Source organism: Phascolarctobacterium faecium DSM 14760 (assembly GCF_003269275.1).
GTDB classification, from domain to species: Bacteria; Bacillota; Negativicutes; order Acidaminococcales; family Acidaminococcaceae; genus Phascolarctobacterium; species Phascolarctobacterium faecium.
In genome coordinates this window covers 154069-179051 of record NZ_QLTS01000003.1, presented here as the reverse complement: position 1 = coordinate 179051, position 24983 = coordinate 154069, and the positions used below count along the sequence as shown (strand labels likewise).

29 protein-coding genes and 1 pseudogene are annotated in these 24983 nt (G+C 40.8%); 25 read left to right on the top strand and 5 right to left on the bottom strand.

Translation table 11 applies throughout. The annotated features are described in order from the left end of the window. Positions 1–99 precede the first annotated feature (99 nt). Positions 100–1512, bottom strand: coding sequence for a chromosomal replication initiator protein DnaA (gene dnaA, locus C8D73_RS05960; RefSeq protein ID WP_021718821.1), 1413 nt, complete (start codon positions 1510–1512; stop codon positions 100–102). A 361-nt stretch (positions 1513–1873) separates the two neighbouring features. On the opposite strand from dnaA, the gene rpmH reads away from it, so the two are divergent. From rpmH to C8D73_RS11470, 16 genes and pseudogenes are all read left to right on the top strand, one after another. Then, the gene (gene rpmH, locus C8D73_RS05955) at positions 1874–2008 is read left to right on the top strand and encodes a 50S ribosomal protein L34 (protein WP_021718820.1); all 135 of its coding nucleotides are present in this window, start codon (positions 1874–1876) and stop codon (positions 2006–2008) included. A 59-nt stretch (positions 2009–2067) separates the two neighbouring features. Then, positions 2068–2427 (top strand): ribonuclease P protein component, encoded by a 360-nt coding sequence (gene rnpA, locus C8D73_RS05950; protein WP_113077624.1) that lies wholly within the window; start codon positions 2068–2070, stop codon positions 2425–2427. An 11-nt stretch (positions 2428–2438) separates the two neighbouring features. Then, entirely contained in the window at positions 2439–2648 is a 210-nt protein-coding gene (yidD, locus tag C8D73_RS05945; protein ID WP_113077623.1) for a membrane protein insertion efficiency factor YidD, read from the top strand. Positions 2649–2708: 60 nt separating this feature from the next. Further along, positions 2709–3338, top strand: coding sequence for a YidC/Oxa1 family membrane protein insertase (locus C8D73_RS05940; protein WP_021718818.1), 630 nt, complete (start codon positions 2709–2711; stop codon positions 3336–3338). 21 nt (positions 3339–3359) lie between these two features. Continuing rightward, entirely contained in the window at positions 3360–4127 is a 768-nt protein-coding gene (gene jag, locus C8D73_RS05935) for an RNA-binding cell elongation regulator Jag/EloR (RefSeq protein WP_113077622.1), read from the top strand. 56 nt (positions 4128–4183) lie between these two features. Beyond that, positions 4184–5587, top strand: coding sequence for a tRNA uridine-5-carboxymethylaminomethyl(34) synthesis GTPase MnmE (gene mnmE / locus C8D73_RS05930; RefSeq protein WP_113077621.1), 1404 nt, complete (start codon positions 4184–4186; stop codon positions 5585–5587). Positions 5588–5610: 23 nt separating this feature from the next. Beyond that, positions 5611–7491 (top strand): tRNA uridine-5-carboxymethylaminomethyl(34) synthesis enzyme MnmG, encoded by a 1881-nt coding sequence (mnmG, locus tag C8D73_RS05925; RefSeq protein WP_113077620.1) that lies wholly within the window; start codon positions 5611–5613, stop codon positions 7489–7491. Beyond that, positions 7488–8204, top strand: coding sequence for a 16S rRNA (guanine(527)-N(7))-methyltransferase RsmG (gene rsmG, locus C8D73_RS05920; protein ID WP_021718814.1), 717 nt, complete (start codon positions 7488–7490; stop codon positions 8202–8204). The genes mnmG and rsmG overlap by 4 nt, the downstream gene beginning before the upstream one ends. An 18-nt stretch (positions 8205–8222) precedes the next feature. Then, a complete protein-coding gene (locus tag C8D73_RS05915; RefSeq protein WP_021718813.1) occupies positions 8223–9107 on the top strand; it encodes a ParB/RepB/Spo0J family partition protein in 885 nt (294 codons plus the stop codon). Between the two features lie 130 nt (positions 9108–9237). Then, on the top strand, positions 9238–10257 hold the full coding sequence (locus C8D73_RS05910; RefSeq protein WP_113077619.1) for an alpha-hydroxy-acid oxidizing protein: 1020 nt from the start codon (positions 9238–9240) through the stop codon (positions 10255–10257). 100 nt (positions 10258–10357) lie between these two features. Beyond that, complete coding sequence (locus tag C8D73_RS05905) at positions 10358–10807, top strand: GNAT family N-acetyltransferase (protein ID WP_371418739.1); 450 nt, start codon at positions 10358–10360, stop codon at positions 10805–10807. 27 nt (positions 10808–10834) lie between these two features. Continuing rightward, positions 10835–11302, top strand: a complete 468-nt coding sequence (locus C8D73_RS05900; RefSeq protein WP_113077617.1) for a VOC family protein — start codon at positions 10835–10837, stop codon at positions 11300–11302. A gap of 17 nt (positions 11303–11319) precedes the next feature. After that, complete coding sequence (locus tag C8D73_RS05895; RefSeq protein ID WP_113077616.1) at positions 11320–11775, top strand: GNAT family N-acetyltransferase; 456 nt, start codon at positions 11320–11322, stop codon at positions 11773–11775. Between the two features lie 26 nt (positions 11776–11801). Further along, positions 11802–12212, top strand: a complete 411-nt coding sequence (locus C8D73_RS05890) for a DUF3788 domain-containing protein (RefSeq protein WP_113077615.1) — start codon at positions 11802–11804, stop codon at positions 12210–12212. Positions 12213–12321: 109 nt separating this feature from the next. Beyond that, positions 12322–12768, top strand: a pseudogene (locus C8D73_RS11475) (GNAT family N-acetyltransferase); the annotation flags it as partial. Between the two features lie 120 nt (positions 12769–12888). Then, positions 12889–13347, top strand: a complete 459-nt coding sequence (locus tag C8D73_RS11470; protein ID WP_044492092.1) for a GNAT family N-acetyltransferase — start codon at positions 12889–12891, stop codon at positions 13345–13347. 85 nt (positions 13348–13432) lie between these two features. Here the strand turns inward: C8D73_RS11470 and C8D73_RS05880 are convergent, their stop codons facing one another. Continuing rightward, positions 13433–13801, bottom strand: coding sequence for an ACT domain-containing protein (locus C8D73_RS05880; RefSeq protein WP_046430423.1), 369 nt, complete (start codon positions 13799–13801; stop codon positions 13433–13435). A 64-nt stretch (positions 13802–13865) separates the two neighbouring features. Continuing rightward, on the bottom strand, positions 13866–14237 hold the full coding sequence (locus tag C8D73_RS05875; RefSeq protein WP_113077613.1) for a carboxymuconolactone decarboxylase family protein: 372 nt from the start codon (positions 14235–14237) through the stop codon (positions 13866–13868). Positions 14238–14315: 78 nt separating this feature from the next. Between C8D73_RS05875 and C8D73_RS05870 the strand changes: the two genes are divergently transcribed. The 6 genes from C8D73_RS05870 to C8D73_RS05845 all read left to right on the top strand — a co-directional run bounded on the left by C8D73_RS05870 (position 14316) and on the right by C8D73_RS05845 (position 18585). Then, the gene (locus C8D73_RS05870; protein WP_021718804.1) at positions 14316–14693 is read left to right on the top strand and encodes a MerR family transcriptional regulator; all 378 of its coding nucleotides are present in this window, start codon (positions 14316–14318) and stop codon (positions 14691–14693) included. A gap of 146 nt (positions 14694–14839) precedes the next feature. After that, a complete protein-coding gene (locus tag C8D73_RS05865; RefSeq protein ID WP_113077612.1) occupies positions 14840–15253 on the top strand; it encodes a GNAT family N-acetyltransferase in 414 nt (137 codons plus the stop codon). 320 nt (positions 15254–15573) lie between these two features. Beyond that, positions 15574–16335 (top strand): ParA family protein, encoded by a 762-nt coding sequence (locus tag C8D73_RS05860; RefSeq protein ID WP_044492090.1) that lies wholly within the window; start codon positions 15574–15576, stop codon positions 16333–16335. After that, on the top strand, positions 16328–17296 hold the full coding sequence (locus C8D73_RS05855) for a ParB/RepB/Spo0J family partition protein (protein WP_249033583.1): 969 nt from the start codon (positions 16328–16330) through the stop codon (positions 17294–17296). The genes C8D73_RS05860 and C8D73_RS05855 overlap by 8 nt, the downstream gene beginning before the upstream one ends. 81 nt (positions 17297–17377) lie before the next feature. After that, complete coding sequence (locus C8D73_RS05850; RefSeq protein ID WP_113077610.1) at positions 17378–18082, top strand: DUF554 domain-containing protein; 705 nt, start codon at positions 17378–17380, stop codon at positions 18080–18082. Positions 18083–18099: 17 nt separating this feature from the next. Next, positions 18100–18585, top strand: coding sequence for a DUF4446 family protein (locus tag C8D73_RS05845; protein WP_113077609.1), 486 nt, complete (start codon positions 18100–18102; stop codon positions 18583–18585). A gap of 130 nt (positions 18586–18715) precedes the next feature. Here the strand turns inward: C8D73_RS05845 and C8D73_RS05840 are convergent, their stop codons facing one another. Continuing rightward, positions 18716–20509 (bottom strand): phosphoethanolamine transferase, encoded by a 1794-nt coding sequence (locus tag C8D73_RS05840; protein ID WP_146739222.1) that lies wholly within the window; start codon positions 20507–20509, stop codon positions 18716–18718. A gap of 209 nt (positions 20510–20718) precedes the next feature. Beyond that, positions 20719–20886 (bottom strand): hypothetical protein, encoded by a 168-nt coding sequence (locus C8D73_RS11210; RefSeq protein ID WP_155164053.1) that lies wholly within the window; start codon positions 20884–20886, stop codon positions 20719–20721. Between the two features lie 599 nt (positions 20887–21485). Here C8D73_RS11210 and C8D73_RS05830 point away from each other — a divergent pair. The 3 genes from C8D73_RS05830 to C8D73_RS05820 all read left to right on the top strand — a co-directional run bounded on the left by C8D73_RS05830 (position 21486) and on the right by C8D73_RS05820 (position 24974). Next, positions 21486–22664, top strand: a complete 1179-nt coding sequence (locus tag C8D73_RS05830) for an ABC transporter substrate-binding protein (RefSeq protein WP_113077607.1) — start codon at positions 21486–21488, stop codon at positions 22662–22664. Between the two features lie 144 nt (positions 22665–22808). Continuing rightward, on the top strand, positions 22809–23984 hold the full coding sequence (locus tag C8D73_RS05825) for an ABC transporter substrate-binding protein (RefSeq protein WP_021718795.1): 1176 nt from the start codon (positions 22809–22811) through the stop codon (positions 23982–23984). A gap of 93 nt (positions 23985–24077) precedes the next feature. Next, positions 24078–24974, top strand: a complete 897-nt coding sequence (locus C8D73_RS05820; protein ID WP_021718794.1) for a branched-chain amino acid ABC transporter permease — start codon at positions 24078–24080, stop codon at positions 24972–24974. Positions 24975–24983: the final 9 nt, after the last annotated feature.

Below are 24983 nucleotides of genomic sequence, written 5' to 3'. Positions count from 1 at the left end.
TTTGTGTGATGCTTTTTATTAACTGTTTATCCACAGAAATAACGCAACTTATCCACAGAAACTGTAGATAAGTATTATATAATAGTAGAATTTTGAAAGTTATTGTTTTAATTTATCTACAAGGTAAGTAATAGTTTTTTCACAATTAGGATCTTCTTTGATCTTTTTTACGATTTTTTCATATGCATGGATAACAGTAGTGTGATCGCGTCCTCCAAAAAACTCACCAATTCGGGGATAAGAAAAATCAGCCATTTCACGGCACAGATACATTGCTATCTGTCTTGGGTAAGCAATATTCTGAGTACGTTTTTTTGTAAAAAATTCTTCTTTTTTGATTTTGAAATAATCAGATGTAACCTGAATGATATCGTCAAAAGTAATTTGTTTGTTTTTAGTGCTGGTTCCCATAGCGTCAAGTATTTTTTTTGCCAGATCTATAGTTATTGGACTTCCCATCAATGAAGCATAGGCTACTATTTTTGTATAAGCGCCTTCTATTTCACGTATATTAGTGTCAATGCTGGATGCAACAAGAGAAATAACATCATGAGGAATAGATATGTTTTCTGATTCTGCTTTTTTTCTCAAAATAGCGATCCTTGTTTCCAGATCTGGAGATTGAATATCTGCGAGAAGTCCTGATTCAAAACGTGAACGCAATCGGTCTTCCAGCGTTTCGATTTCACGCGGAAGACGGTCGCTGGATATGATAATCTGTTTGTTAGCTTCGTATAAGGTGTTGAAAGTATGAAAGAATTCTTCCTGTGTCATTTCTTTATTTTTTAAAAATTGAATATCGTCGATAATTAAGCAATCGATATTACGATATTTTTTTCTGAAAGCATCTGTATTTTTATTTTGAATAGAATTAATTATTTCATTGGTAAATTTTTCACTTGAGATGTATAAAATTTTCATTTTGGAATCATTCATTTTTATCTGATTGCCAATCGCATGCATCAAGTGTGTTTTACCTAGACCGACACCGCCATAAATAAAAAGTGGATTATAGGCTTTAGCAGGATTTGAAGCTACAGCTTGAGCTGCTGCATAAGCAAACCTGTTGGAATTGCCGATAACGAAAGTTTCAAAGATATATTTTGGGTTAAGGTTGCTTTGGATATCATCTTCAAAAAGATCTTGCTGGGTAAAACTGTTTTTTACAGGCGGCAGAACTGCCTCAGGAAGCAGAGACCTGTTTTCAGTTTGTACTGGAGTAGTTTCTGCTGAATTTATAGGGAGTTCTTCAGTTTTCAAATCAAGGTTTTCAATTTTAAACTGCAGGTTTGTGCCGGTAATACTGGCAAGCATACCTTCAATGACTGTAGTATACGTTTCTTCAAGCCATTTTTTTGTAAAATTATTTTTGGCGCCTACTTTTAAGTAGGTATCTGTTATTTCTAAGGGAATCAAAGGTTTGATCCAGGCATTATAAACATTTTCACTGGTAGATTCATGGAATTTTTCCAGGAATTTTACCCAAACCTCTGCTAAATCGTACGAGCTCATAAAATACATCCTTCCTGTGGCTACTCATAAACGGCTTGTAAGGCGTTGAAATAATGATTTGAGACAAAAAATAATAGCAAGGCTTATAAAAAATCCTACAGTCGGTTTTCTGTCGCTGTAAAATATAAAAAATGACATAGTAAGACTATTATTACTATCACTATATTCTATCAAAATTAAGAGTTATTAGCAATTTTTAATTGAGAAGAAAATTTTGAAGGATAGAAAATAATAAAAATTTCTTTAACTAACTGCTTTATTCTTGACACTTTAAGTCGTTTCTAATATAATTTCTGTAGCTATCAATTCAAATCAATATAGAATTTGATAAAACTAGTGAGTGGTAAGGAGGTAAGATTTCATGAAACGTACTTTTCAACCTAACAACCTTAGAAGAAAAAGAACCCATGGTTTTAGAGAAAGAATGAAAACTTTGGGCGGTCGTCAAGTTCTCAAAAGAAGACGTGCTAGAGGCAGAAAGAAATTGTCTGCATAATATCATAAAAATAGGCCGCGAGAGTGGCCTATTTTTTCCATGCGGGCAGGTGCAAGAATTTGGAACCAAGAAAAAAGTTCACTTTTCCTAAAAAAAATCGAATCAAGTCTAAAGCCGGTTTTCAATTGGTGTATACTACCGGACGTTCTGTCGTTGACAGTTTATCTGTACTTTATGTTTTACCTTTAGACGCAGAAGGTCCTAAGATTGGTTTTGCTGTCGGTAAAAAAATTGGTAACGCCGTAGTACGTAATCGTGTCAAAAGAATGATGAGAGAAGTATTTCGTCATCATAAATCGGAATTGTTGACGAATATACAGCTTATTTGGGTAGCTCGTAAAAAACTGGCTGCTGCAGATTTAAAAACTTATGATCGAGTATTTATGCGTTTAGCTAAAAGAGCCGTTTTATTGAAGTAAGGTGAATTTCTGTGAAAACATTGATGATTGTTTGTATCCGTTTTTATCAGTTATTTATTTCACCGTTATTTCCGCCTACATGCAGGTTTTATCCTACATGCTCTCAGTACGCCATTGAAGCTATCCGAAAAAAAGGCGCTTTAAAGGGCGGCTGGCTGGCAGTTAAAAGGATAGCAAAATGTCATCCTTTTCATCCGGGCGGTTATGACCCTGTTAGTTAACAACTTGATAATGCAAATTAAAGTAGTAAATATATACACTAACCTCTAAGGAGTGATATCTTGGACTTTCTCAGTAATATTGTTCAGCAGGTTATTACGGTACTTTATAATATGACTGCTACTGTAGGTTTACCTAATTATGGCCTGGCAATTATCATTATGACGATTATTGTTAAAATACTGTTGTATCCTTTAACAAAAAAACAAATCGAATCAACAAAAGCAATGATGGCTATGCAGCCTAAAATGAAAGCTATCCAGGAAAAATACAAGAACGATAAACAACGTTTGAATATGGAACTGGCAAACCTTTATAAACAGGAAAATGTCAATCCTTTAGCTGGCTGTCTGCCGTTATTAGTACAAATGCCGATTATGATCGGTATTTTCTATGGTATTCGTGATTTTCATTATGTTGGACCGGCTAATTTTTTATGGATTCAAAGTATCTCTAATCCGGATCCGATGTATATACTGCCGGTTTTATCAGCTTTGACTACTTTTGTGCAGTCAAAACAGACTATGCCGGATACTTCTTCAGCACAAAATAAGATGATGCTGTATTTTATGCCACTTTTTATTGGCTATATCAGTTTTAGCTTCCCAGCTGGTCTGGTGCTTTACTGGGTTGTTATGAACCTGATGCAGATCGGTCAGCAGGCACTGATGAATAAGGCTACTGTAAAATAATTGCTACAGGAGGCGAAAAAGATGGGTTTCCTAGAAAAAACAGGAAAAAATGTTGATGAAGCTTTAGAACAGGCTTTGAATGAGTTAAAAACTACTCGGGATAAAGTAAATATCGAAGTTATTGAAGAAGCGAAAAACGGTTTATTTGGTTTATTTTCTAAAAAAGCTAAAATTCGTGTTACTTTAAAAGATGCTGCTGCTAAAATCGGCGATGTTGTTGAAGAAGCTTTAGATAATATTAAAGCTGACGTTCAGGCCGGTAAAGAAGAATATAAAAATACTGCTGTAGACACAGATACAGAAGCAGCAGTAAAAAAAGAATTTGTAGTTGATGAAGAAGCAGTCCAGGCCGGTAAGGAATTTTTACAGAAAATATTCCATTCCATGAAAATTGAAGTGGTTATGGAAAAATTCGTTAATAAAGCTGATAGTACTGTTACTTTAAAATTACATGGTCCAGATATGGGGATACTGATCGGCAAACACGGACAGACTTTGGATGCTCTGCAATATCTGACTAATCTCGTGGCTAATAAAAATTCCAGTGAAAGAATTCGTATTATTATCGATGTTGAAGATTACCGTGAGCGGAGAATAGAAACATTGAGCCGTTTGGCTGTACGTCTTGCTGATAAAGTTAAACGTAACGGTGAAAGAGTAGTTCTTGAACCGATGAACCCTCATGAAAGAAAGATTATTCATATGGCGTTGCAGAATGATCGCCGCATTACCACTTTAAGCGAAGGTGAAGAACCTTATCGTAAGGTAGTAATCGAATTAAAAAAATAATTTGTGTCTGAGACCCAGTAATTTATTTTACTGGGTTTCTCTATTGGAGAGTAATTATGGCAAAGAAACATACAGTTTCTGAAACTAACGAAACAATCAGCGCCGTTATTACGGCTTTAGGTGAAGGTGCGGTAGGAATAATACGCATCAGTGGTACTGAGGCTGCTGCGATAGGTGATAAGCTGTTTCGATCAGCTTCGGGTAAAAAATTGACCGAACATACACCGCATCTGCTTGTTTATGGTCATGTAGTTGATGAAGAAAATAGTAAAATAGACGAGGTGCTTGCTGTTTATATGCAGGGACCACATTCCTATACTGCAGAAGATGTAGTGGAAATACAAAGTCATGGCAGTTTACAATCGTTAAAAACTATCCTGGGTCTAACCTATAAAATGGGCGCTCGTCCGGCTGAACCGGGCGAGTTTACAAAGAGAGCTTTTTTAAACGGACGTATAGATCTGATCCAGGCGGAAGCAGTTATGGATATTATTAAATCACGCAGTGAAGCTTCTTTAAAAATGGCAGTACGTCAACAGGATGGCCAACTGTCTAAAAAAATCAAAGGTCTGCGCCGTAATTTATTAGATATTGTAGTAAATCTGGAAGCAGTTATTGATTATCCGGAAGAAGATATTGAGGAAATAACTTTTAATACTGTCAGTGAAGGTATGGAAAAGGTAAAACAGGAACTGGAATATCTGCTTAAACATGCTCATACCGGTAAAATATTACGCGAAGGTCTGCAGACAGTAATTGTCGGTCGTCCTAACGTAGGCAAATCAAGTCTTTTAAATGCTCTGCTCAGTGAGGAAAGGGCTATTGTTTCAGAATATGCCGGAACTACGCGCGATGTAATTGAAGAACAGTTATTGCTTGGCAGTGTGCCATTGGTATTAGTTGATACTGCCGGCATCAGGCAGACAGAAGATTATGTTGAGAAGATAGGGGTTGCCAGGAGTAAGGAACGTCTTGACAAAGCAGAATTGGCTGTAGTAGTTTTGGATGGATCTCAGCCTTTAAATGAAGAAGATGAAGAAATTTTAAATGCAGTTGCAGGTAAGCCCTGTGTTATAATAGTAAATAAAGGTGATCGACCGCAGGTAAATGATTTAACAGCTTTACAGAAACGCTTTGGTAAAGATAGAGTACTGCTTTTATCTGCAAAAACCGGCGGTGGGCTGGAACAGTTTACTGCCTGGCTGCAAAGTTATGTTTATGGTTCAGAGCATGCTATATCTGGTGGTGCTTATGTACAAAATACACGTCACGAGAATCTGCTGCGTGAAGCTTTGTTAAGTGTGGAAGAAGCAATCAGAGCAGCGGCATCGATGCTGCCATATGATTGTCTGGTCATTGATCTGCATAAAGCGATCGATGCTATGGGTTTGATTACAGGTGATACTCTTCAGGATGAAATCATCAATGAGATTTTTTCAAAATTCTGTGTTGGGAAATAAGAGTTTAGGTTGTAGGTGACAAAATGTATATTACTGATAATTATGATGTCGTCGTTATCGGTGCAGGTCATGCCGGAGTAGAAGCGGCCCTGGCGGCTGCACGCCTTGGCGGCAGGACTCTTCTTGCTACTTTGTCTTTGGATAATATTGCTTTGATGCCCTGTAACCCTTCTGTCGGCGGACCGGCTAAGGGTCATTTAGTGCGTGAGATTGATGCTTTAGGCGGTCAGATGGGTCTAACTGCTGATGAAGCCTGTATTCAGATGCGGCTTTTAAATACAGGTAAAGGTTATGCTGTCCATGCGTTAAGAGCTCAGGCTGATAAGCCTTTTTATCATACTTTGATGAAGCAGGTTGTGGAAAACCAGGAAAATCTGGATGTTAAACAATTGATGATCGACAGATTATTAGTTGAAAATGGAGCTGTAGTTGGTGTAGAGGCTGAAACGGGCGAAGTTTTTGAAGCGAAGTGCGTCATTTTAGCTACCGGCACTTATCTGCGCGGGCGTATTGTTTATGGTCAGGTAAATTATGAATCAGGACCTAACGGATTGCGCTCAGCCAATAAACTGTCGTCTTCTTTATTAGAGCATGGAGTAGAGCTGATGCGTTTTAAAACGGGTACGCCGGCGAGAATCGATGCCCGCAGCCTGGATTACAGCAGAATGGAAGCTCAATATGGCGATGAACAGGTACGTAATTTTTCTTTTATGAGTACGATTACGGAGAGAAAGCAGATTCCCTGCTGGCTGACTTATACCAATGCTGATACTCATAAGATAATTCGTGATAATCTGCATTTGTCAGGTATGTTCAATGGTATGATCGAAGGCGTCGGTCCACGCTATTGTCCTTCTATTGAAGCTAAAATCGTACGTTTTGCCGATAAGGAACGGCATCAGTTATTTGTGGAACCGGAAGGGTTACGTACAAATGAAATGTATGTGCAGGGAATGTCATCGTCTTTGCCAGCACATGTTCAGCTGCAGTTTATGCAGACTATACCCGGTTTGGAAAATTGCCGGATGATGCGCGCCGGTTATGCTATTGATTATGATTGTCTTGATCCGCTGCAATTGCAGCGGACGTTAGAACATAAAGCTATTAGCGGACTTTTTTCTGCCGGTCAGGCGAACGGTACCAGTGGGTATGAAGAAGCCGCCGCGCAGGGGCTTCTTGCCGGCGTTAATGCCATGCAGAAAATAAGGAGTAAAGAGCCGCTTATTTTAAGCCGCAGCGAAGGCTATTTAGGTGTTTTGATTGATGATCTGGTTACAAAAGGAACGAATGAGCCTTACCGCATGATGACTTCGCGTGCTGAATACCGGCTGCTGCTGCGTCAGGATAATGCTGACCTTCGGTTAACGGAAAAAGGCAGAGCGGTTGGTCTGGTAAACGATGTTCGTTACGAAGCTTTTACTGCAAAACGCAGTTTGCTTGAACGGACATTGCAGAATTTGAGCAGTACACATTTACCTCCTAATGCGGAAGTGCTTGCCAAATTGGCAGAGCTGGGAACAGCGCCGATTCGTTCGGGGATGTCACTGCTGGATCTGCTGCGCCGCAGTGAAATGACTTATGAAAAATTACAGCAGGCTTTTGAAGTGCCGGAGCTGCCGGAAGTAGTTGCCGAGCAGGTAGAGATTTTTGCCAAGTATGAAGGTTACATCAATAAGCAAAAACAGGAAGTGGAAAAAGCATTGAAGCTGGAAAATAAAAAAATACCGGCTGATATCGATTATTTGAGTATCAAAGAGCTGTCTTCCGAAGCAGCAGAGAAGCTGGCGAAAGTGAAGCCTGCTTCAATCGGTCAGGCTTCACGCATTTCCGGCGTTTCTCCGGCTGACGTCAGCGTGTTGATGATAGCGTTGGAAGTAATGCGCAGGAAGGAATATGAATCATGACGTTTGCTGAAATAATGCAGTTGAAAGGGAAAGAAGCGGGACTGAGCTTTACAGCACAGCAGCTGGAACAATTCAGTGCTTATTATGAACTGCTTGTGGAGACGAATAAAGTGATGAATCTGACGGCGATAACCGAGCCTGAAGAAGTAGCCGTTAAACATATGATTGATTCTCTGCTGGCATTTGATGAGAAGCTGTTTGGTGAAAAAACTTTAGCTGATGTTGGTACAGGGGCAGGATTTCCTGGTATCCCCCTGAAAATATACTGCCCTTCTTTAAAAGTAACTTTGATTGATTCCCTGGCTAAACGGCTGAAATTTTTGGAAACGGTTATTATTGAATTAGGACTAAAAGGTATTCGCTGTGTGCATTTACGGGCCGAGGATGCCGGCAGAGATCCCAGGCATCGTGAAAAGTATGATCTGGTGACGGCAAGAGCAGTTGCCAGACTGAGTGTTTTGGCAGAATATTGCCTGCCGTTAGTAAAAACAGACGGCAGCTTTATTGCACTAAAAGGCAGCAAATATCAGGAAGAGATAGCTGCTGCTGATAAAGCGCTGCAAATTTTGGGTGGGCGCCTGGTAAGTGCCGACGCCGTAAAGCTTCCTGGGTTGAATGATGGTCGTGCTATTGTGAAAATAGCCAAAATAAAAACTACTCCCAAGGCATATCCGCGTAAAGCTGGTTTGCCGGACAAACAACCCCTGGAATAAATAGTGGAGGTTAAGTTTATGACAGTTGATGATGGATTTTCTGTTTTAGAAGCAGGACGTGCGGAAATGGGTACCAAGCATAGCAGTAAAGCAATCGAGGTAGTACGGGTGCCTTTAGCTAAAGTTATACCGAATCCTTACCAGCCGCGTAAAACATTTGATGAAGATGGTTTACAGGATCTGGCGGCATCTATTGCCCAATATGGTGTTTTACAGCCGCTTTTGGTAGCACCCATGGAAGATGGCAGCGGTAATTATCTGCTTATCGCCGGCGAGAGACGTCTGCGTGCTTCCAAAATGGCAGCTTTGAGTGAAATTCCTGTTATTATCAGTGATTATACTCAACAGCAGATTGCGGAGATAGCTTTGATCGAAAATCTGCAGCGGGAGGATCTGCATTATTTGGAAGAAGCCGAAGGCTACGAAATGCTGATGAACGAATTCCATCTGACGCAGGATTCTATGGCGGCTCGGGTTGGTAAAAAACAATCGACTATTGCCAATAAGCTGCGTTTATTGCGTTTGCCGCAGCCTGTACGCGAGTCTCTGCGCAAAAATGCCTTAACAGAAAGGCATGCCAGAGTTTTGCTTAAGCTGCCGACAGAGGCAGAGCAGCTGCAGATTGTAGAAACGATTGTAAAGAATAATTTCAGTGTGCGTCAGACAGAAGAATATGTAAAAAAATATTTGGATACAGATGAAGGCGAAGTTACTCCGAAGAAAAAGCGTCTGGTGATCGTTAATGATGTGCGTATCTATCTGAACAGTATTAAGCAAATAGTTTCTACGATAAAAGATGTTGGTATTCCCGTATCAATGGAGCAGGATGTTGACGGCGGTGACGTGCTGGTGACTTTAAGAATCCGTAATACTAAAAAACCAAAAGAGCCGCGTTTGTTTTAAGCCTACTGAAGCAGTGGTCTTTAAAGATCACTGCTTTTCTTTATGTATTTTTAAGAATAGTTCTGTACAAATCCAGCTAATGTAGTAAAATAGAAACAAGGTGACAGGAGAATAAGGGAGGGTCAATTCCATGGATTATAATGAGGTTTTAGAAACGGCGCGGACAAAAATCGGTACTAAATGTAAGGCTTGTCCCATATGCAATGGTGTAGCCTGCAGAAATACGATGCCAGGACCAGGGGCGAAAGGTATAGGAGATACTGCTATCCGCAATTATCAGAAATGGCAGGAGATCCGTGTCAATATGGATACTATTTGTGAGAAAAAACAGATAGATACAGGTTTGGAGCTGTTTGGCAAGCACTTCAGCTATCCTTTTTTTGCCGGTCCTGTAGGAGCAATAGCAATGCATTACAGTAAAGCTTATAGTGACGTTACTTATAATGAAGTCCTGGTTTCAGCCTGTGCGGAAAATGGTATTGCCGCTTTTACAGGCGACGGCTTGGACAGCAGTGTTATGGCAGCGGCGACGCGGGCTATCAAAGCTGTTGACGGGCAGGGTATACCTACTGTCAAACCTTGGAATCTGGAAACGATTAAAGAAAAGCTGGCCCTGGTAAAGGAGTCTGGCGCTTTTGCCGTAGCCATGGATATTGATGCTGCTGGATTACCGTTTTTACAGAATATGATGCCGCCGGCCGGCAGCAAATCCGTTTCTGAACTGGCAGAAATTGCGCAGCAGGCAGGTGTACCATTTATTGTAAAAGGTATTATGACGGCGAAAGCAGCGTTAAAAGCGCAGCAGGCGGGAGCGCATGCGATCATTGTTTCTAACCACGGCGGACGTGTCCTGGATCAGTGTGCCGCAACGGCAGAAGTATTGCCGGAGATAGCGGCGGCAGTAGGCGGGAAGATGCGTATTATTGTTGACGGCGGCGTTCGCAGTGGTGTTGATATTTTTAAAGCGCTGGCCTTGGGAGCTGATGCTGTTGTTATTGCCCGTCCTTTTGTTACTGCTGTTTTTGGCGGAGGGAAAGAGGGTGTCAAAGTATATATCGAAAAACTGGCTGCTGAACTGAAAGATACTATGGCGATGTGCGGTGCGTTTACATTGAAGGAAATAACCTCTGAGATGGTGCGCCGCAGTTAAATGTTTATAAGTGCAGAAGCATTATGAAGAGGATGTTTCACGTGAAACATCCTCTTTTTACTCATATTTGGAAATAGTGAAGGAAAGAAAGATGGAAATAATAAAAATTGTAAGACGAGAACGAAATTTGCTGGAAATATTAATGATTATTTGGGAAGATTCGGTGCGTCATACACATGATTTTTTGAGGGAGAGCGATATTAAAGCGCTGCGTCCGTTGGTATACCAGAATTTGGAATCTATTCCTGAATTATGGGCTATTAAGGCTGAAGATAGCTGTTATAAGGGTTTTATGGGCATTGACGGAATAAAACTGGAAATGTTATTTGTCGCAAGCAGTGAACGTGGGCAGGGATTTGGTTCGAAGCTGCTGCGTTATGCTGTCAGCGGGCTTGGAGTGACGGAAGTCGACGTTAATGAACAAAATCCGCAGGCCTATTGTTTTTATCAGAAACAAGGTTTTAAAAAATATTCGCGGTCTGAGTTGGATGGACAAGGTAACCCGTTTCCTGTTTTGCATCTCAGGTATATATCTGCGAAAGATGGTTAAAAATATAAAGAAGGCAGGTAGATCATAATGAAATTTCAGGCAGCACTTCTGGTTGTAAAAAATATGGAAAGGTCAGTCAAATTTTATAAAGAAGTTTTAGGACTGAGAGTTACTATGGATCTGGGTGCGAATGTTACTTTAACAGGCGGAGTAGCGTTACAGACTCAAGAAAGCTGGTGTGAATTTATCAGTAAGGATCTTCAAAGTATCAGTTTTGGCGGCAATGCTGCTGAACTTTATTTTGAAGAAGATAAATTCGATGATTTTTTAAAAAAGCTGGCAGCAATAAAAGGGATTTTTTATGTACATCCAGTACAGCAATATAGCTGGGGGCAAAGAGTAATTCGTTTTTATGACCCGGATTTTCATATCTTGGAAGTTGGTGAAAATATGAAGTCTGTCTGCAGAAGGTTTCTTGACAGCGGCATGACGATAGAAGCTGCTGCTGTAAGAATGAATGTGCCGGAAAAATTTGTGCGTGCCTGTGTGAGATAAAGCTGGAAGGTGGATAGATGATGTTAAAAATAGAAATGCTGACGGTGGAAACAGTTGGTGCGTTGAAACCTTTACTATTGGAGCTGGCAGATTACCATAATCAGACAGCTTTAAATTTCCGGGGGCTGTATCCGCTGGTTTGTGCAGATGAAAAGATCAGGACTCTGCAGCGGGGAATCAGCGCAGGCAAAACTGTCGCAGCAGTTCTGGCTGTTGATCATGGGTGGAAAGGTTTCTGTGTTTTTTCGCATACTGATGTCTGCGGCAGTATTGACTATCTTTATATCAGGCAGGAGCTGCGTGGGCAGGGGGCGGGAAAGATGCTGATGCAATGGATGCTTGAACGACTTGAGCGTCTGCCTTTGAAGCTGCTGGAACTGAAAGTTGTTTGTGGAAATACTGAAGCGGAGCGGTTTTATGAACATTATGGTTTTGCTGCCAGAACAATAACTATGGCCAAAGAATTAAAATAAAGGCTGCTGTTTATAGGAGAGAATTTATGCTGGAAAAGGCATTGACGCAGAAAGAGTTAAGCGCTTTATTAGGGATGACGACATTTGAAATTTATAAGAAACTTTGTTGGCAGATTGAAGCCGATTATGATATGGAACACATCTGGAATAAAGGCGGCAGTTGCTGGCGTTATGAATATAAATACCGTCGCGGCGGCAGAACTTTATGTGGATTATATTTACGTGAAAGCTGTTTAGGGTTTATGGTTATTTTGGGAAAAGCTGAAAGGGAAAAATTTGAACAAGACAGAGCAAATTTTTCTGATTCAATAGTACAGGCGTATGATGCTGCAACTACGTATCATGATGGTAAATGGCTGATGATAGAACTGCAGGATGAACGCCTATTTGCCGATCTGAAAAAGTTATTATATCTTAAACGCAAGCCGAATAAATAATAAGTGCGAACACAAAAACTGAAAGATGAAGGTGGAAAATGTTTAAATTACGTCCTTGTCGAATTTTTAGGAGAACAATGGGAAATAATAGAAATGGAGTGGTTGGCAGGTGAGAGATAAATGTATACTGCCGTTTTTAATAACTGAACGGCTGGAATTTTTTCAATTGACCCAGGCTGATTTGCCAGAGCTGGAAATATTGCTTGGTGATCCTGAGATCATGTATGCCTGGGAACATGGCTTTACTAAAATAGAATCACAGGCCTGGCTGAATGAAAATCTTCGCCGTTATAGCAGTGATGGTTACAGCTACTGGGCAGTTCGTAAAAAAAATGATGGCAATCTTATTGGGGTGATGGGGATACTGAAAGAAGTGGCAGAAGGTAAGCAATATATTGGAATAGGATATATTCTGAACAAAAAATATTGGGGACAAGGCTATGCAGGAGAAGGAACTGCGGCTTTGTGTCAATATGCTTTTCGTAAACTGCAGCTGCAAACGCTTACGGCGCAGGTCAGGACGAATAATTTTACTTCGCAGCACATTGCAGAAGGACTTGGTATGAAGGCAATGTGTAATTTTGTGAAAATTTACCGAGGCCAGGAAATGCCGCATTTTCTTTATACGCTGGATCGTGATAAATGGCTGAAGACAGCATCGAACGGAACTGTAATAATGCTGGAACTGGAAGCAAAAAAAGATTTTTTACAATTATTACTGCTGGGGGACGAAGACGAGAAAATGCTGGATCGTTATCTGAAGAGAGGAGATCTGTTTGCTTTATATAAGGGAGATCTGAAGGCGACAGTGGTCGTGACCCAGGAAAAAGAGGATGTGTTTGAAGTCAAAAACCTGGCGGTATGGCCGCAAGAACAACGTCGTGGTTATGGACGTTTTTTAATGACAGAAATGTGCCGCTTGTATAGTCGCTTGGGAACAAGAATGCTGGTCGGAACAGGTGATGTTTTTGAAACGCTGAATTTTTATCAAGCCTGTGGTTTTACAAGAAGCCATGTGATAAAAAATTTTTTTACAGATAATTATCCTCAGCCGATTTTTGAAAATGGCATACAGCTTAAAGATATGGTGTATTTAGAACGTTTTTTGAAGAACGATCGTAGGCTTAAAAAGTAAGCTGTGTTATGAGATCTATAGTTGTAATGATAAGCTGTACATATAATAAAAAGCGATGTTTCATTTGAAACATCGCTTTTTGCTTTTATGCTGTTATCTGATAGCCGTTGGTTCTTAATGCAGCAGCAGCCTTCTGCAGATGGGATTCTTTGATAAGGATATAGTCAGTATTATAGGTTGAAACGGCAAAAATACTGATACCGGCATTTGCCAGCAGACTGGAAATTTTAGCGAGGATACCGACTAAAGCAAAATCAAGTACGCCGCAGATCTTTAAAGCCCGCCAGCCTCGTTCACATTGCAGAACTGCTGCAGGAAGGTCGGTTTCAGGGCAGACCAGGGACAATTCTTCAGCAGTTTTACTAAAAAAAAACAGCGGCATCTGCCAGTTTATTTGAGAAGTATCCTGAATCTGGCACACAGCAAAGGTTTGTGGTAGAATCTGTAATTGCATATAATTGCTCCTTAAAATATTAATGATACTTTAAGTATAAGCAGTACAGTCGATTACTGCAAATTTATTTGCCAGAGAATATCTGTCCGGCTACGGCAACAGCATTGAGGACTTTAGGGAAACCCGTATAAGGTATGCAGTGCAGAAATGCTTCGATAATTTTGTCTTCTTTTATGCCAACATGTAATGCTGCGTTGATATGTACCTGCAGCTGGGCTTCGCAGCCGCCTGCAGTCAAAAGGCTGGACAGCGTCAGCAGTTCTCGTTCCTGCAGACTGAGCCCGGGACGTTCGTAAATCTGGCCAAAAGCAAATTCAATGATATAGCGGGCCAAATCAGGAGCAATATCACTGAGATTTTCGATGACGTTACTGCCTGCAGTCCCATCGATTTTCTTTAAATTTTCTAAACCTGTTTTAAAATAATTATCAGACATTTACATTCACCTCCAAAATGATTACAATGAAAGTATAAATTTTAGACTATACTCTAAGTCAAGGATTAAGGATAAAAAATGAAAATCGGTGCATTTGCGGAATTAACTGGGATCAGTGCTTATACTTTGAGATATTATGAAAAAAAGGGCCTGTTGTTTGTTAAACGTGGTCAAAATGGCTGTCGCAATTATCTGGCCGAAGATAGGGAATGGGTACAGTTTTTGTGTAAATTAAAAGCGACAGGGATGCTGCTGCGTGATATAAAGAGATATGCACAGCTGCGTTATAATGGGGACGGTACTATTGCCGAGCGGTTGGAGCTTTTGCTGAAACATCAGGTTTATGTAGCTGAAGAAGTACATAAATGGCAACAGTACAGTGAAAATCTGCAGGCTAAAATAGCTGTTTATCAAGAACAATTATTACAGCAGCGACAGAATGCAGGTCTGAAATAGCAGTATACTCAGGTTATATTACGGCAATTATAAATACAGGATGTAAATTCTTTATCAGCGGATGAAGAAAATGATTGGGTGTTCTAAGTCACGCCTTGTTTTTGAAAGGTGTAGATTTGAACACTTTTTTTGAAGGGAGCAGACAAATGGTAAAAATTTATAATTTTTTGTGTACAGAAGCAAAAACTATCAGAGAAAAAGTTTTTATGGAAGAACAAGGTTTTAAAAATGAATTTGATGAATATGACGAAATGGTTCCGCATGCAGTACTATTTATGGAAGGGCGTGCTGTGGCGACAGGAAGGTTACTTCCGGGAGAGCGGTCGGGGGAGTTTATTATTGGGAGGGTGGCTGTTTTGCCGAAGTTCCGTGGCAGAAATTTAGGGGCACAGATCATGCTGGCACTGGAACAGGAAGCTCGCAGAGTTGGCGGTAAGCGGATCAGTTTGTCCGCTCAATGTCGTGCCAGCGGCTTTTACCAGACTTTAGGCTACCGGGAAATTGGTGAGGCATATTTGGATGAATTTTGCCCGCATATTTTAATGGAAAAAAGCCTGTAAAATAAAAAACAGATTTTGATGAAGTTTTAGTAAAAGCAAATTTCATTAAATATGTGGATAAAACTGTGGGTTATGTTGATAAAAACTCAAAGCAATGGTAATAGAAGCAAAGCTGGAGGAAGTTTTGGCTGCAAAGAATGTTGCAGCAATGTTTCACGTGAAACATTGCCTGGAAGAAGCTGTGTAAAAGACGATGATTTGAAAGAAAGTAAGTGAATTTTAGTTTTTGCTATAGGTGAAACACTTAATTTGTGATAAAATGGGAAACAGATGAAATTCAAATAATTTATTTTGAAGATATTAAGGGTGAGGTGAAGATTTTGGTTAAGGTTATCGCTATTGCCAATCAGAAAGGCGGCGTCGGTAAAACTACGACTACTGTCAATTTGGCGGCGTGTCTGGCACAGAAGGGACGCAAAGTATTATTGATAGATTCTGATCCGCAGGGTAATTCTACCAGCGGGTTGGGGTTTGATAAGCGCGATATCAAAAAGTGCATTTATGATACGTTGATCGATGATGTGCCGATGAAAGAATTGATCATCCATAGTTCCTATGATAATTTGGACGTACTGCCGGCGACGATCCAGCTGGCAGGAGCCGAGATCGAACTGGTAAGTCTGATGAACAGAGAAGGCCGCCTGAAAAGCTCATTGGAACGTGTTAAGCACGACTATGATTATGTGCTGATCGACTGCCCTCCGTCTTTAGGACTGCTGACTATCAACGCACTGACGGCTGCCAGTTCGGTGCTGATCCCTATTCAGTGCGAATTTTACGCCCTGGAGGGTGTCAGTCAGCTGATGAATACGATAAAATTAGTGCAGAGAAATCTTAATCCGGCTTTAAAGCTGGAGGGCGTAGTGATGACGATGTATGACGCGCGGACCAATTTATCGGCCGACGTTGTCGATGAAGTAAAAAAATATTTTGAAACGAAAATGTACAATACTATTATCCCGCGCAACGTACGCTTGAGTGAAGCTCCCAGCCATGGACAGCCGGTCATTGTATACGACCCAAAATCCAAGGGTGCGATGGTTTACCAGGAGCTGGCACGGGAGGTAATCGGTGATGAATAAAAAAGGTTTAGGCAAAGGTCTGGGTGCAATTTTTGGTGATGCAGCCGATCCGGTCAATACAGCGGTAGAACCGGTACGTAGTGACGAAGAAAAGAAGGAGCTGCTTCTGAAAGATATTGTTCCTAATCCACATCAGCCGCGGCAGGTTTTTGATGCAGTGAAACTGGCAGAATTAGTTGAATCTATCAAGCTGCATGGAGTAATTCAGCCGTTGGTAGTACGTAAACACGGACGTAAATATGAGATCGTTGCCGGAGAGCGTCGCTGGCGTGCTTCCAAGGAAGCCAAGCTGAAAACTGTTCCGGTTATTATTCGTGATTATGATGATGCAACGATGATGGAAATTGCTTTGGTAGAAAATATTCAGCGTCATGATCTTAATCCGCTGGAAGAAGCAGAAGGCATCAAACGGCTAATGACCGAATGCAAGCTGACACAGGAAGATGCTGCGAAAAAAGTTGGCCGCAGCCGTACTGCTGTTGCTAATCTGCTGCGGCTGTTAAATTTACCGCAGCAGATCAGAGAATATGTTTCACGTGAAACATTGACGATGGGGCAGGTAAAACCGCTGCTTTCTTTGGATAATGAAAAGCAGCAGCTTGAAGTTGCTGCGGCCATTATTGAAAAAGGCTGGAGTTCACGGACAGTGGAAGACGTTGTCAAAGAGCTGAAAACTGGGCGCAGATTCAAAGTTACTGAAGAAGCGGTAATTGTTGCTGAGGAAAAAGAAAACAATAAAAAAGGAAAGGCAGCCGCGGCAGGAGATGTTTTTACCAGCGATTTTCAAAACAGGTTGGTAGAATTATTAGGAACAAAGGTCAAAGTTGTGCCCAAGGATGAAAAAAAAGGCAAAATAGAAATAGAATATTATTCACCTGAGGATCTGGAGCGGATATATGATTTGCTGAACAGACCGGCGCAGCAGACATTAAAAAGGAAGAAGCCCTGGCTGTCTGTTTAAAATAAAGTGTTGCTGCATTTGTGAAAGAATGAAGTAAGTGCAAAGGATCTGGCACGAGCAGCGCTTACCGGGAGGGGAATTATGGTCGGTTTGGGAACGCTGGTTAACTCCGGAGCGATTTTAGCCGGAGCGGGCGCAGGATTATTGCTGCGCCGCGGACTGCCGGAAAAATGGCAGGAAAGCATCATGCAGGGTGTGGCACTGTGTATCATTGTTATAGGTGTACAGATGGCTTTTAAAAGTGAAAATATCATGGTTGTCATTTTCAGTATTGTTTTAGGTGCTATCGTTGGCGAAGGTATCGATATCGATACGAAGCTGCAAAGATTTGGAGATTGGATCGGCAGTAAGCTGATTGGCGGACATGATGCCGGAGCGGCCAAAGCTATTGGAGAAGGTTTTGTTGCTGCCAGCCTGATTTATTGTGTAGGCGCAATGGCGATTATCGGCAGTTTGCAGGATGGATTAAAAGGTGATACAACGATCTTATTCGCTAAATCGACTTTGGATGGTATCATTGCGATTATACTGACGGCCAATCTTGGTATCGGCGTCGCTTTGTCAGCAGTAAGCGTACTGTTATATCAGGGTACTTTGACTTTGCTGGCCGGGGTACTGGAACCGGTCTTAACTACCAGTATTTTAAATGAAGTAACTGCTACGGGCGGTATGCTGATTATGGCGATCGGTGTCAATATGCTGAAAGTGGTGCAGATTCGTATTTCTAATCTGTTGCCGGCAGTGCTTTGGGCCGGGATCATCGTTGCAGTTTCAGGTCTTTTATAAAGGGAGAAGGAAGAACAATGGAACAGATCAATCAAATTTTGGGCAATAATCTACTGTTTATAATAGCGGTACTACTGGTCTTGATAGTATTTTTGCTGGTGATGCTGGTAAATATGAATAGTAAGCTGAGAAAATTACAGTGGAAGTATGATTATTTTACTAAAGGCACAACTATGGATTTGGACGAAGTACTTACTCAGACGCTGGAAGATGTGCGCAGTGCGGAAGCCAAAATAACAGCTTTGGAAAAGAGCCGTGATGATCTGCGGATGCGGTTAAAAAGTTGTGTGCAGAATTTACGCGTGTTAAGATATAATGCTTTTGATAATACAGGAAGTGATTTAAGTTATTCTGTAGCTCTGGTTGATGAAGAAAATAATGGTGTGGTGCTTTCAAGCATTTATGGCAGAGAAGAAAATCGCTGTTATGCCAAACCGGTTATAGCTGGAAAATCCCAGTATGTACTTTCCAAAGAAGAACAGGAAGTATTGCAGCAAAAGTGATAAAACAGACAAAAAAAGCATCGTTTTAAACGGCTTGTAAGGCTGGCGAAATCAAAAACGAATAGAATGGACTGTATCATAAAGGAAAAACGCTCACAAGCGATTTGTGGGCGTTTTTTCTGTGTTGACCTTAATCAGCAAATGGATCTTCACTAAGACTTTTTTTGCCATATAAAGTTTTTAAATTTGTGCTTGTGTTTTTATAATTTTTATCTGCCAGCGAGTTTGTTTCTTCCAAAACAGGAAAAGGAATCTGCATGATATTGATAAGCGTATCAAAAATAAGGTCATTAGTAAAATAGGCTGACGTATGCTTCTTTAAAATAGCCATAGTATGCGGGTATTTTTGAATATAGTTATCAGAGAAATACATATACAATGGAATGCGTGCCATATCGAAAGTAAATCTGGAAGCGTCGTGACCAAGACCTGCATCAACATCATCGGCATGATCTGAAAAATAAATCAGCCCCTGAAAGTTTGGCAGATCTTTTACCGCACTAAAAAGCTGCTTCATGACAAAATCGTTGTAAAGAATACTGTTATCATACTTATCAATATGAGATTTTCCCGTCCAGCGATTAAACGCATGCGGATAACGTTCTTCGTAAGAACCATGATTACCCATCAGATGCACAACTATCAGGGCTTTGTCGAATACCGGCAGTTTTTTTAAAACATCTACCAGACTCAAGTCGAAATGAGTAGTTTGAGTAGTTTCTCCCAGATGTCCGTTTAACCAGTATTGTGTTTGTGACTGATCAGCAATTACGGAAACCGGAGTATCCCAAGCGCCGTATTTTACCTGATTGCTTATCCATACAGTATGAAAGTCTGCTGCCTGAGCAATTTCTATAATAAATGCTGCCTGTTCCAGAGGCAGAGTATTATACTGATTTTTAGCTGTTAGAGCATAAGTCAGAACGGGAACAGTATGACTGTGACAGGAATAGGCGTTATCAAAAAGCAGAAAGCCATGCTGGTTTTTGATTGATTGAAGCCATGGTGTCGTAGGCCGGTGATAACCGTAAGCAGACATGTGGCCTTTATTTTGCGATTCGCCTATAACCAGAACGTAGACACCTGCAGCGTTTTTGGGAAGGGATTTTAAAGACCCAAGTATTTTTTGACGGGCGTTTTTTTGGGCAGAAAAATTATCATATTGAGCCAAAGCATTTCTTGTCTCCCGTAATGTATTGGTAAAAAAATTATCAGGGGTTATAGAACTTTTATATACTGTCAGCAGGTTAAGAAGCACAAATACAGCAATCGCTACTGGAGGCATATTATTTATGCGGCAGCTTTTAAGACGCAAGTGTAAAAGCAGAGAAAACACCAGATAAACAAGAACAAGAAAAAGAAATAATAATAAAGTCTGCCCAGTAAAGTTTGTTTGCAGATATTCGTAACTTTCAGAAACATTGGTTTGTAATAGTGCAAGAATTGTTGTGGCAGTGGGGAAACTTTGGCTGGAAGTATAATAACCCCAAACTGCTGTTGAAAGAAGAAACGTACAGATTTGGAGTAACAGTACTACTGGAGAAAGAAGTCGTAGAGTTTTATATGCGGTACTGTAATAATACAGAAAAAAAATGATATTGGTAAATGAAAGTGAAAATATAGAATAATAAGCTATATTGACGGAAGTTATAACTTCGCCGGCTGCGGTTTTACAAAATAGCAGTGATAAAAGCGGCAGCAGAGCTAATAAATAATTGTAAAAATAAATTCTGGAATAGGAGAATATTGATGTAAGGCAGCTCGTAATAAATACGGTGAATAACAGCTGCTTTGTTTTGGTAATAATAAAAGTTCCGCTGCCAAGCAGCTGTAGGATTAGCAGGACTGCAAATAAAATAAGAAAAAAGTGCCTAAATTGTTTGGTGAAAATATTTTTCATAAGTAATAATTTGTTTTTTATCATTATATGCAATAAAATCGCCTCCGAACAAATATTTTAGCACATTTGCCCCCCCACAAGACCGCAAAACTAAAAAGAGGTTATAATAGCTGTTATTTATTTGGAGGAAATAAATAAGCGATTCCTAATAATTTAGAAATCGCTTTTATAATGTTTACATATATATATTGGTAATTCTTATTTTTGTAGAAAAAGATGAGCAGTTCTACGCACTACATATTTCCGTGGAACAGTTGCAGAAGGATGAACATTATTTGCGCGCTCATCAGGTACTTAAACCAGATTTTAGCATAAATAAATCCCTGTGGACTTACTTCATAGGCACCGGCAATACGTCCCTGGACACCATAAGACTCCAAAGCAGAAAGAAATAACAGCATACATCCGGGTTCCCAGCTGTCACCGGTAATGAGCCAGATACAGTAGAATAAGAAAAGAATATCAATGAGAAAATAAATCAGAAAAAAAATAGTGGTTTTATCAATAAAAACAACATGTACCTTTTTGGTACTTCTGCGCGCTTCGACTATGGCCCGGAAGTTATGCAGGAATAAAGCCAGCTCCCGGTGATATATGAAGGAAAAAACTTTCGCACATAAAAAAAGTAAGGGTATATAATGCATAGGAGCTCCTATCTGTAATCGATTAACATACAAGGATATTATACATCATATCAAGAAAAGCTGCCAAGCCATTTCCATGAATTTTGTATACAGTCTACGTTGAATGGAAAAAAGTATCTTGGATACGGATTAAAATAAAAAAAGTCCAAAAAATACAAAATCGTAAGGTAAATTATTTGTTTTTTGTATGGATTTACAAAAAAAGAGTTGACAAAAGTGTGAAAAATTATTTATAATTGTGAGCAGATAGTTACAAACGTAGCTTTGCCAGGAAAATACTGTTAAGAGGGGAACAGCGTCGGCTGCTGCATAGAAGTAACCAATTTATACTATTATAGGAAAAGGGGAAAGAACAAATGAAAACCTGGAAAAAAGTTGCCAGTGCTGCTTTGGCAGCGATGGTATTTGCTTCGCTGACAGCAGGCTGCGGCGGCGGAGACAAAAAGAAAGAGGCTGCAAACAGCAACGAAATCGTAGTAGGTGCAAGCTTTGAGCTGACCGGTAATGTCGCCAATTACGGCAAGTCTACTCTTTCAGGCTTAAAAATGGCTTTTGATGAAGTAAATAAAGCCGGCGGTATTGATGGTAAAAAATTGCGTATCGTGGAAAGCGATAACAAGTCGGAACCTTCTGAAGCAGGTAACTCGGTTACCAAACTCGTCACTCAGGATAAGGTAATAGCTGTTGTCGGACCGGCAACCAGCGGTTGTGTAGCTGCTTCCACACCTATCACTACTGCTAATAAAGTGCCTTTGATTGCACCTTGTGCAACTGCGCCGAACATTACTGTCGAAAATGGCAAAGTAAAAGAATTTGTGTTCCGTTCCTGCTTTATCGATCCCTTCCAGGGACGTGTTATGGCAGAATTTGCTGATAAAAACCTGAAAGTAAAAAATGTAGCGATTTTGTATGATGCTTCCAGTGATTATTCCAAAGGCTTAGCTGAAGTATTTACTAAAACTATGGAAGAAAAAGGCGGCAAGATCGTCGCTAAAGAAGCTTTTCTTGCTAAAGACCTTGATTTTAAATCTGCCCTGACGAAAATCAAATCCACTAATCCGGAAGCAATCTATATTCCCGGGTATTATGAAGAAGTTGCTAAAATCATTAAACAAACACGTGAATTGGGGTTGAATGTTCCGCTTTTGGGATGCGATGGCTGGGATAGTCCGAAGCTTGTTGAAATCGGCGGTCCTGAAGCTTTGAACAATACCTATTTCTCCAGCGCTTATTCCGCACAGGATAAAGAGCCTTCCGTACAAAAATTCATCGCCGGTTATAAAGCTATGTATAATAAAGAGCCTGATGTTTTCTGTATGCAGGGTTATAATGCCGGTCTGATTTTAGCTGACGCTATTAAACGTGCAGGAACTACTGACGGTACTAAATTGGCTGCGGCTATTGCTGCGACTAAAGACTTGTCTGTTGCCAGTGGTAAATTGACTTATGACGCAGATCATAACCCGATTACCAGCGCTATTATTATTGAATTAAAAGACGGCGTTCAGACCTTCAAAGAAAAAATCACGCTGTAATTCAGATAAAAAAACTGTTTGCAAAAGAATATATAATATAGAACCCAGGTAGACCCATTGTTTTTTAGATGTTTTTTAGTCCGGCGTGTTTTAAACGCGCCAGATTAAATATATTTTGCAGTTTTCATCAGAGGGGGAAAAACAATGAAAAAAGTTACCAAGGTATTCTCAGTAATGGTAGCAAGCGTAGCTTTAGCAGCTATGCTCAGCGGCTGCGGCGGCGATAAAAAACCGGCCGGCGGCGATACCATCAAGGTCGGCGGTAATCTTGAGATGACCGGCGGCAGTGCCAGTTTTGGTATTTCTTCGAAAAATGCTATTGAGCTGGCTTTCAAAAACATTAATGACAAAGGTGGCATTAATGGCAAAAAACTGGAGCTTGTTGTGGCGGATAACAAGTCCGAAGCAGCAGAAGCTACCAATGCCATGCAGAAGCTGGTCTCTCAGGACAAGGTTGTTGCCGTTATCGGCCCAAACCTTTCCTCGGCTACGATAGCCGCAGGCGCGATCAATAACGGCAGTAAAGTGCTGGATATTGCTCCTATGGCTACCAACCCTAACGTTACAGTTGATCCGGCGACAGGAAAAACAAAAGAATATAATTTCCGCGCCTGCTTTATTGATCCGTTCCAGGGTACTGTTATGGCAAACTTTGCTAAAAATGATTTACAGGCAACAAAAGCAGCGATCCTTATCGATAATTCTTCTGACTATGCCAAAGGTCTGGCGGCGTTCTTTAAAGAGAACTTTATCAAGAACGGCGGCACTGTTGTGGCTGAAGAATCCTATCTGCAAAAGGATACCGATTTTAAAGCTACTTTGACTAAAATCAAAGCTGCGGCTCCGGATATTCTGTATGTTCCCGGCTATTATCAGGAAGTTGGTATGATCGTTAAGCAGGGCCGTGAGATGGGTATCGAGATCCCCATGGCCGGCGGCGATGGCTGGGACAGCGCTAAACTGCCTGAAATAGCAGGTAAGGCGGCACTCAATAATACTTATTTCTCAAGCCTTTATTCTCCTGATGACGATTCTGCTTTGAATAAAGCGTTTGTCAGCGAGTATGAAAAGGCTTATAAAGTAAAACCAGACGTTTTTGCAGCGCTTGCTTATGACTCTGCTTTGCTGGTTGCCGAGGCAATCAAAAATGCAGGCGATACCGATCCGGTGAAAATCGCTCAGTCTATGGCCAAGATCAACGGTTTCCAGGGCGTATCAGGTACCGTAACCTTTGACGCGCAGCATAATCCGGTTAAAAGTGCTGTAATTATCGAACATAAAGACGGCGCTCAAACCTTCAGGACAAAAATCAATCCTTGATAAAAATCCACAATTAATTTTTGCAATGGTGCGGGCTGTGGTATTACCACAGCCTCATTGCGTTTAATCCACGAGATCAGGAGGACGGGAATTATGGACATGGGTTCCTTTATGCAGCAATTTGTCCAACAGCTTATTAACGGCATTTCGTTGGGCAGTATTTATGCGCTGGTAGCATTGGGATACACGATGATCTATGGTATCATCAAGCTTATCAACTTCGCTCATGGCGATATTTACATGTTGGGTGCGTATTTCGGCTTTATAGCAACTACAATGTTTGGCTTTTCTTTTATTCCGGCTATACTCTTTTCTATGGCCTGTGCCGCATTAGCCGGTATTATTATTGAACGCGTGGCTTATAGGCCGATGCGTAATGCTCCAAGAATCGCAATCTTAATTACGGCAATCGGTGTATCTTTCTTTCTGGAATACAGTATGATCCTTATTGCAACGCCGCAGCCGCGTACGTTCCCGGCTGTGTTTGAAGCGACTATTTATCATTTTGGACCGTTGGTAGTAAACAGCCAGCAGATCGTTATCCTGATCAGTGCGCTGATTTTGATGGCCGTACTGACTTACATTGTACAAAACACCAAAGCGGGCAAAGCGATGCGTGCAGTATCTTTTGATGCTGATGCCGCCCGTTTGATGGGTATTAATATTGACCGTGTTATTTCCATGACTTTTGCTTTAGGTTCTGCTTTGGCAGCAGCCGGCGGTGTTTTGGTAGGTATCTATTATAACTCTATCGATCCTCTGATGGGCATGGTGCCTGGCATCAAGGCTTTCGTTGCCGCAGTTCTCGGCGGTATTGGCATTATTCCCGGCGCTATGCTGGGAGGGATTATCCTGGGCGTTGTTGAGGCGATGGTCAGCGGTTTCTTTTCTTCAACCTTCCGCGATGCTGCGGCATTTGCTATCCTGATCCTTATTTTGCTCTATAAACCTGCCGGTATATTGGGCAAAAATGTACGTGAGAAAGTGTAGGTGAGAGCT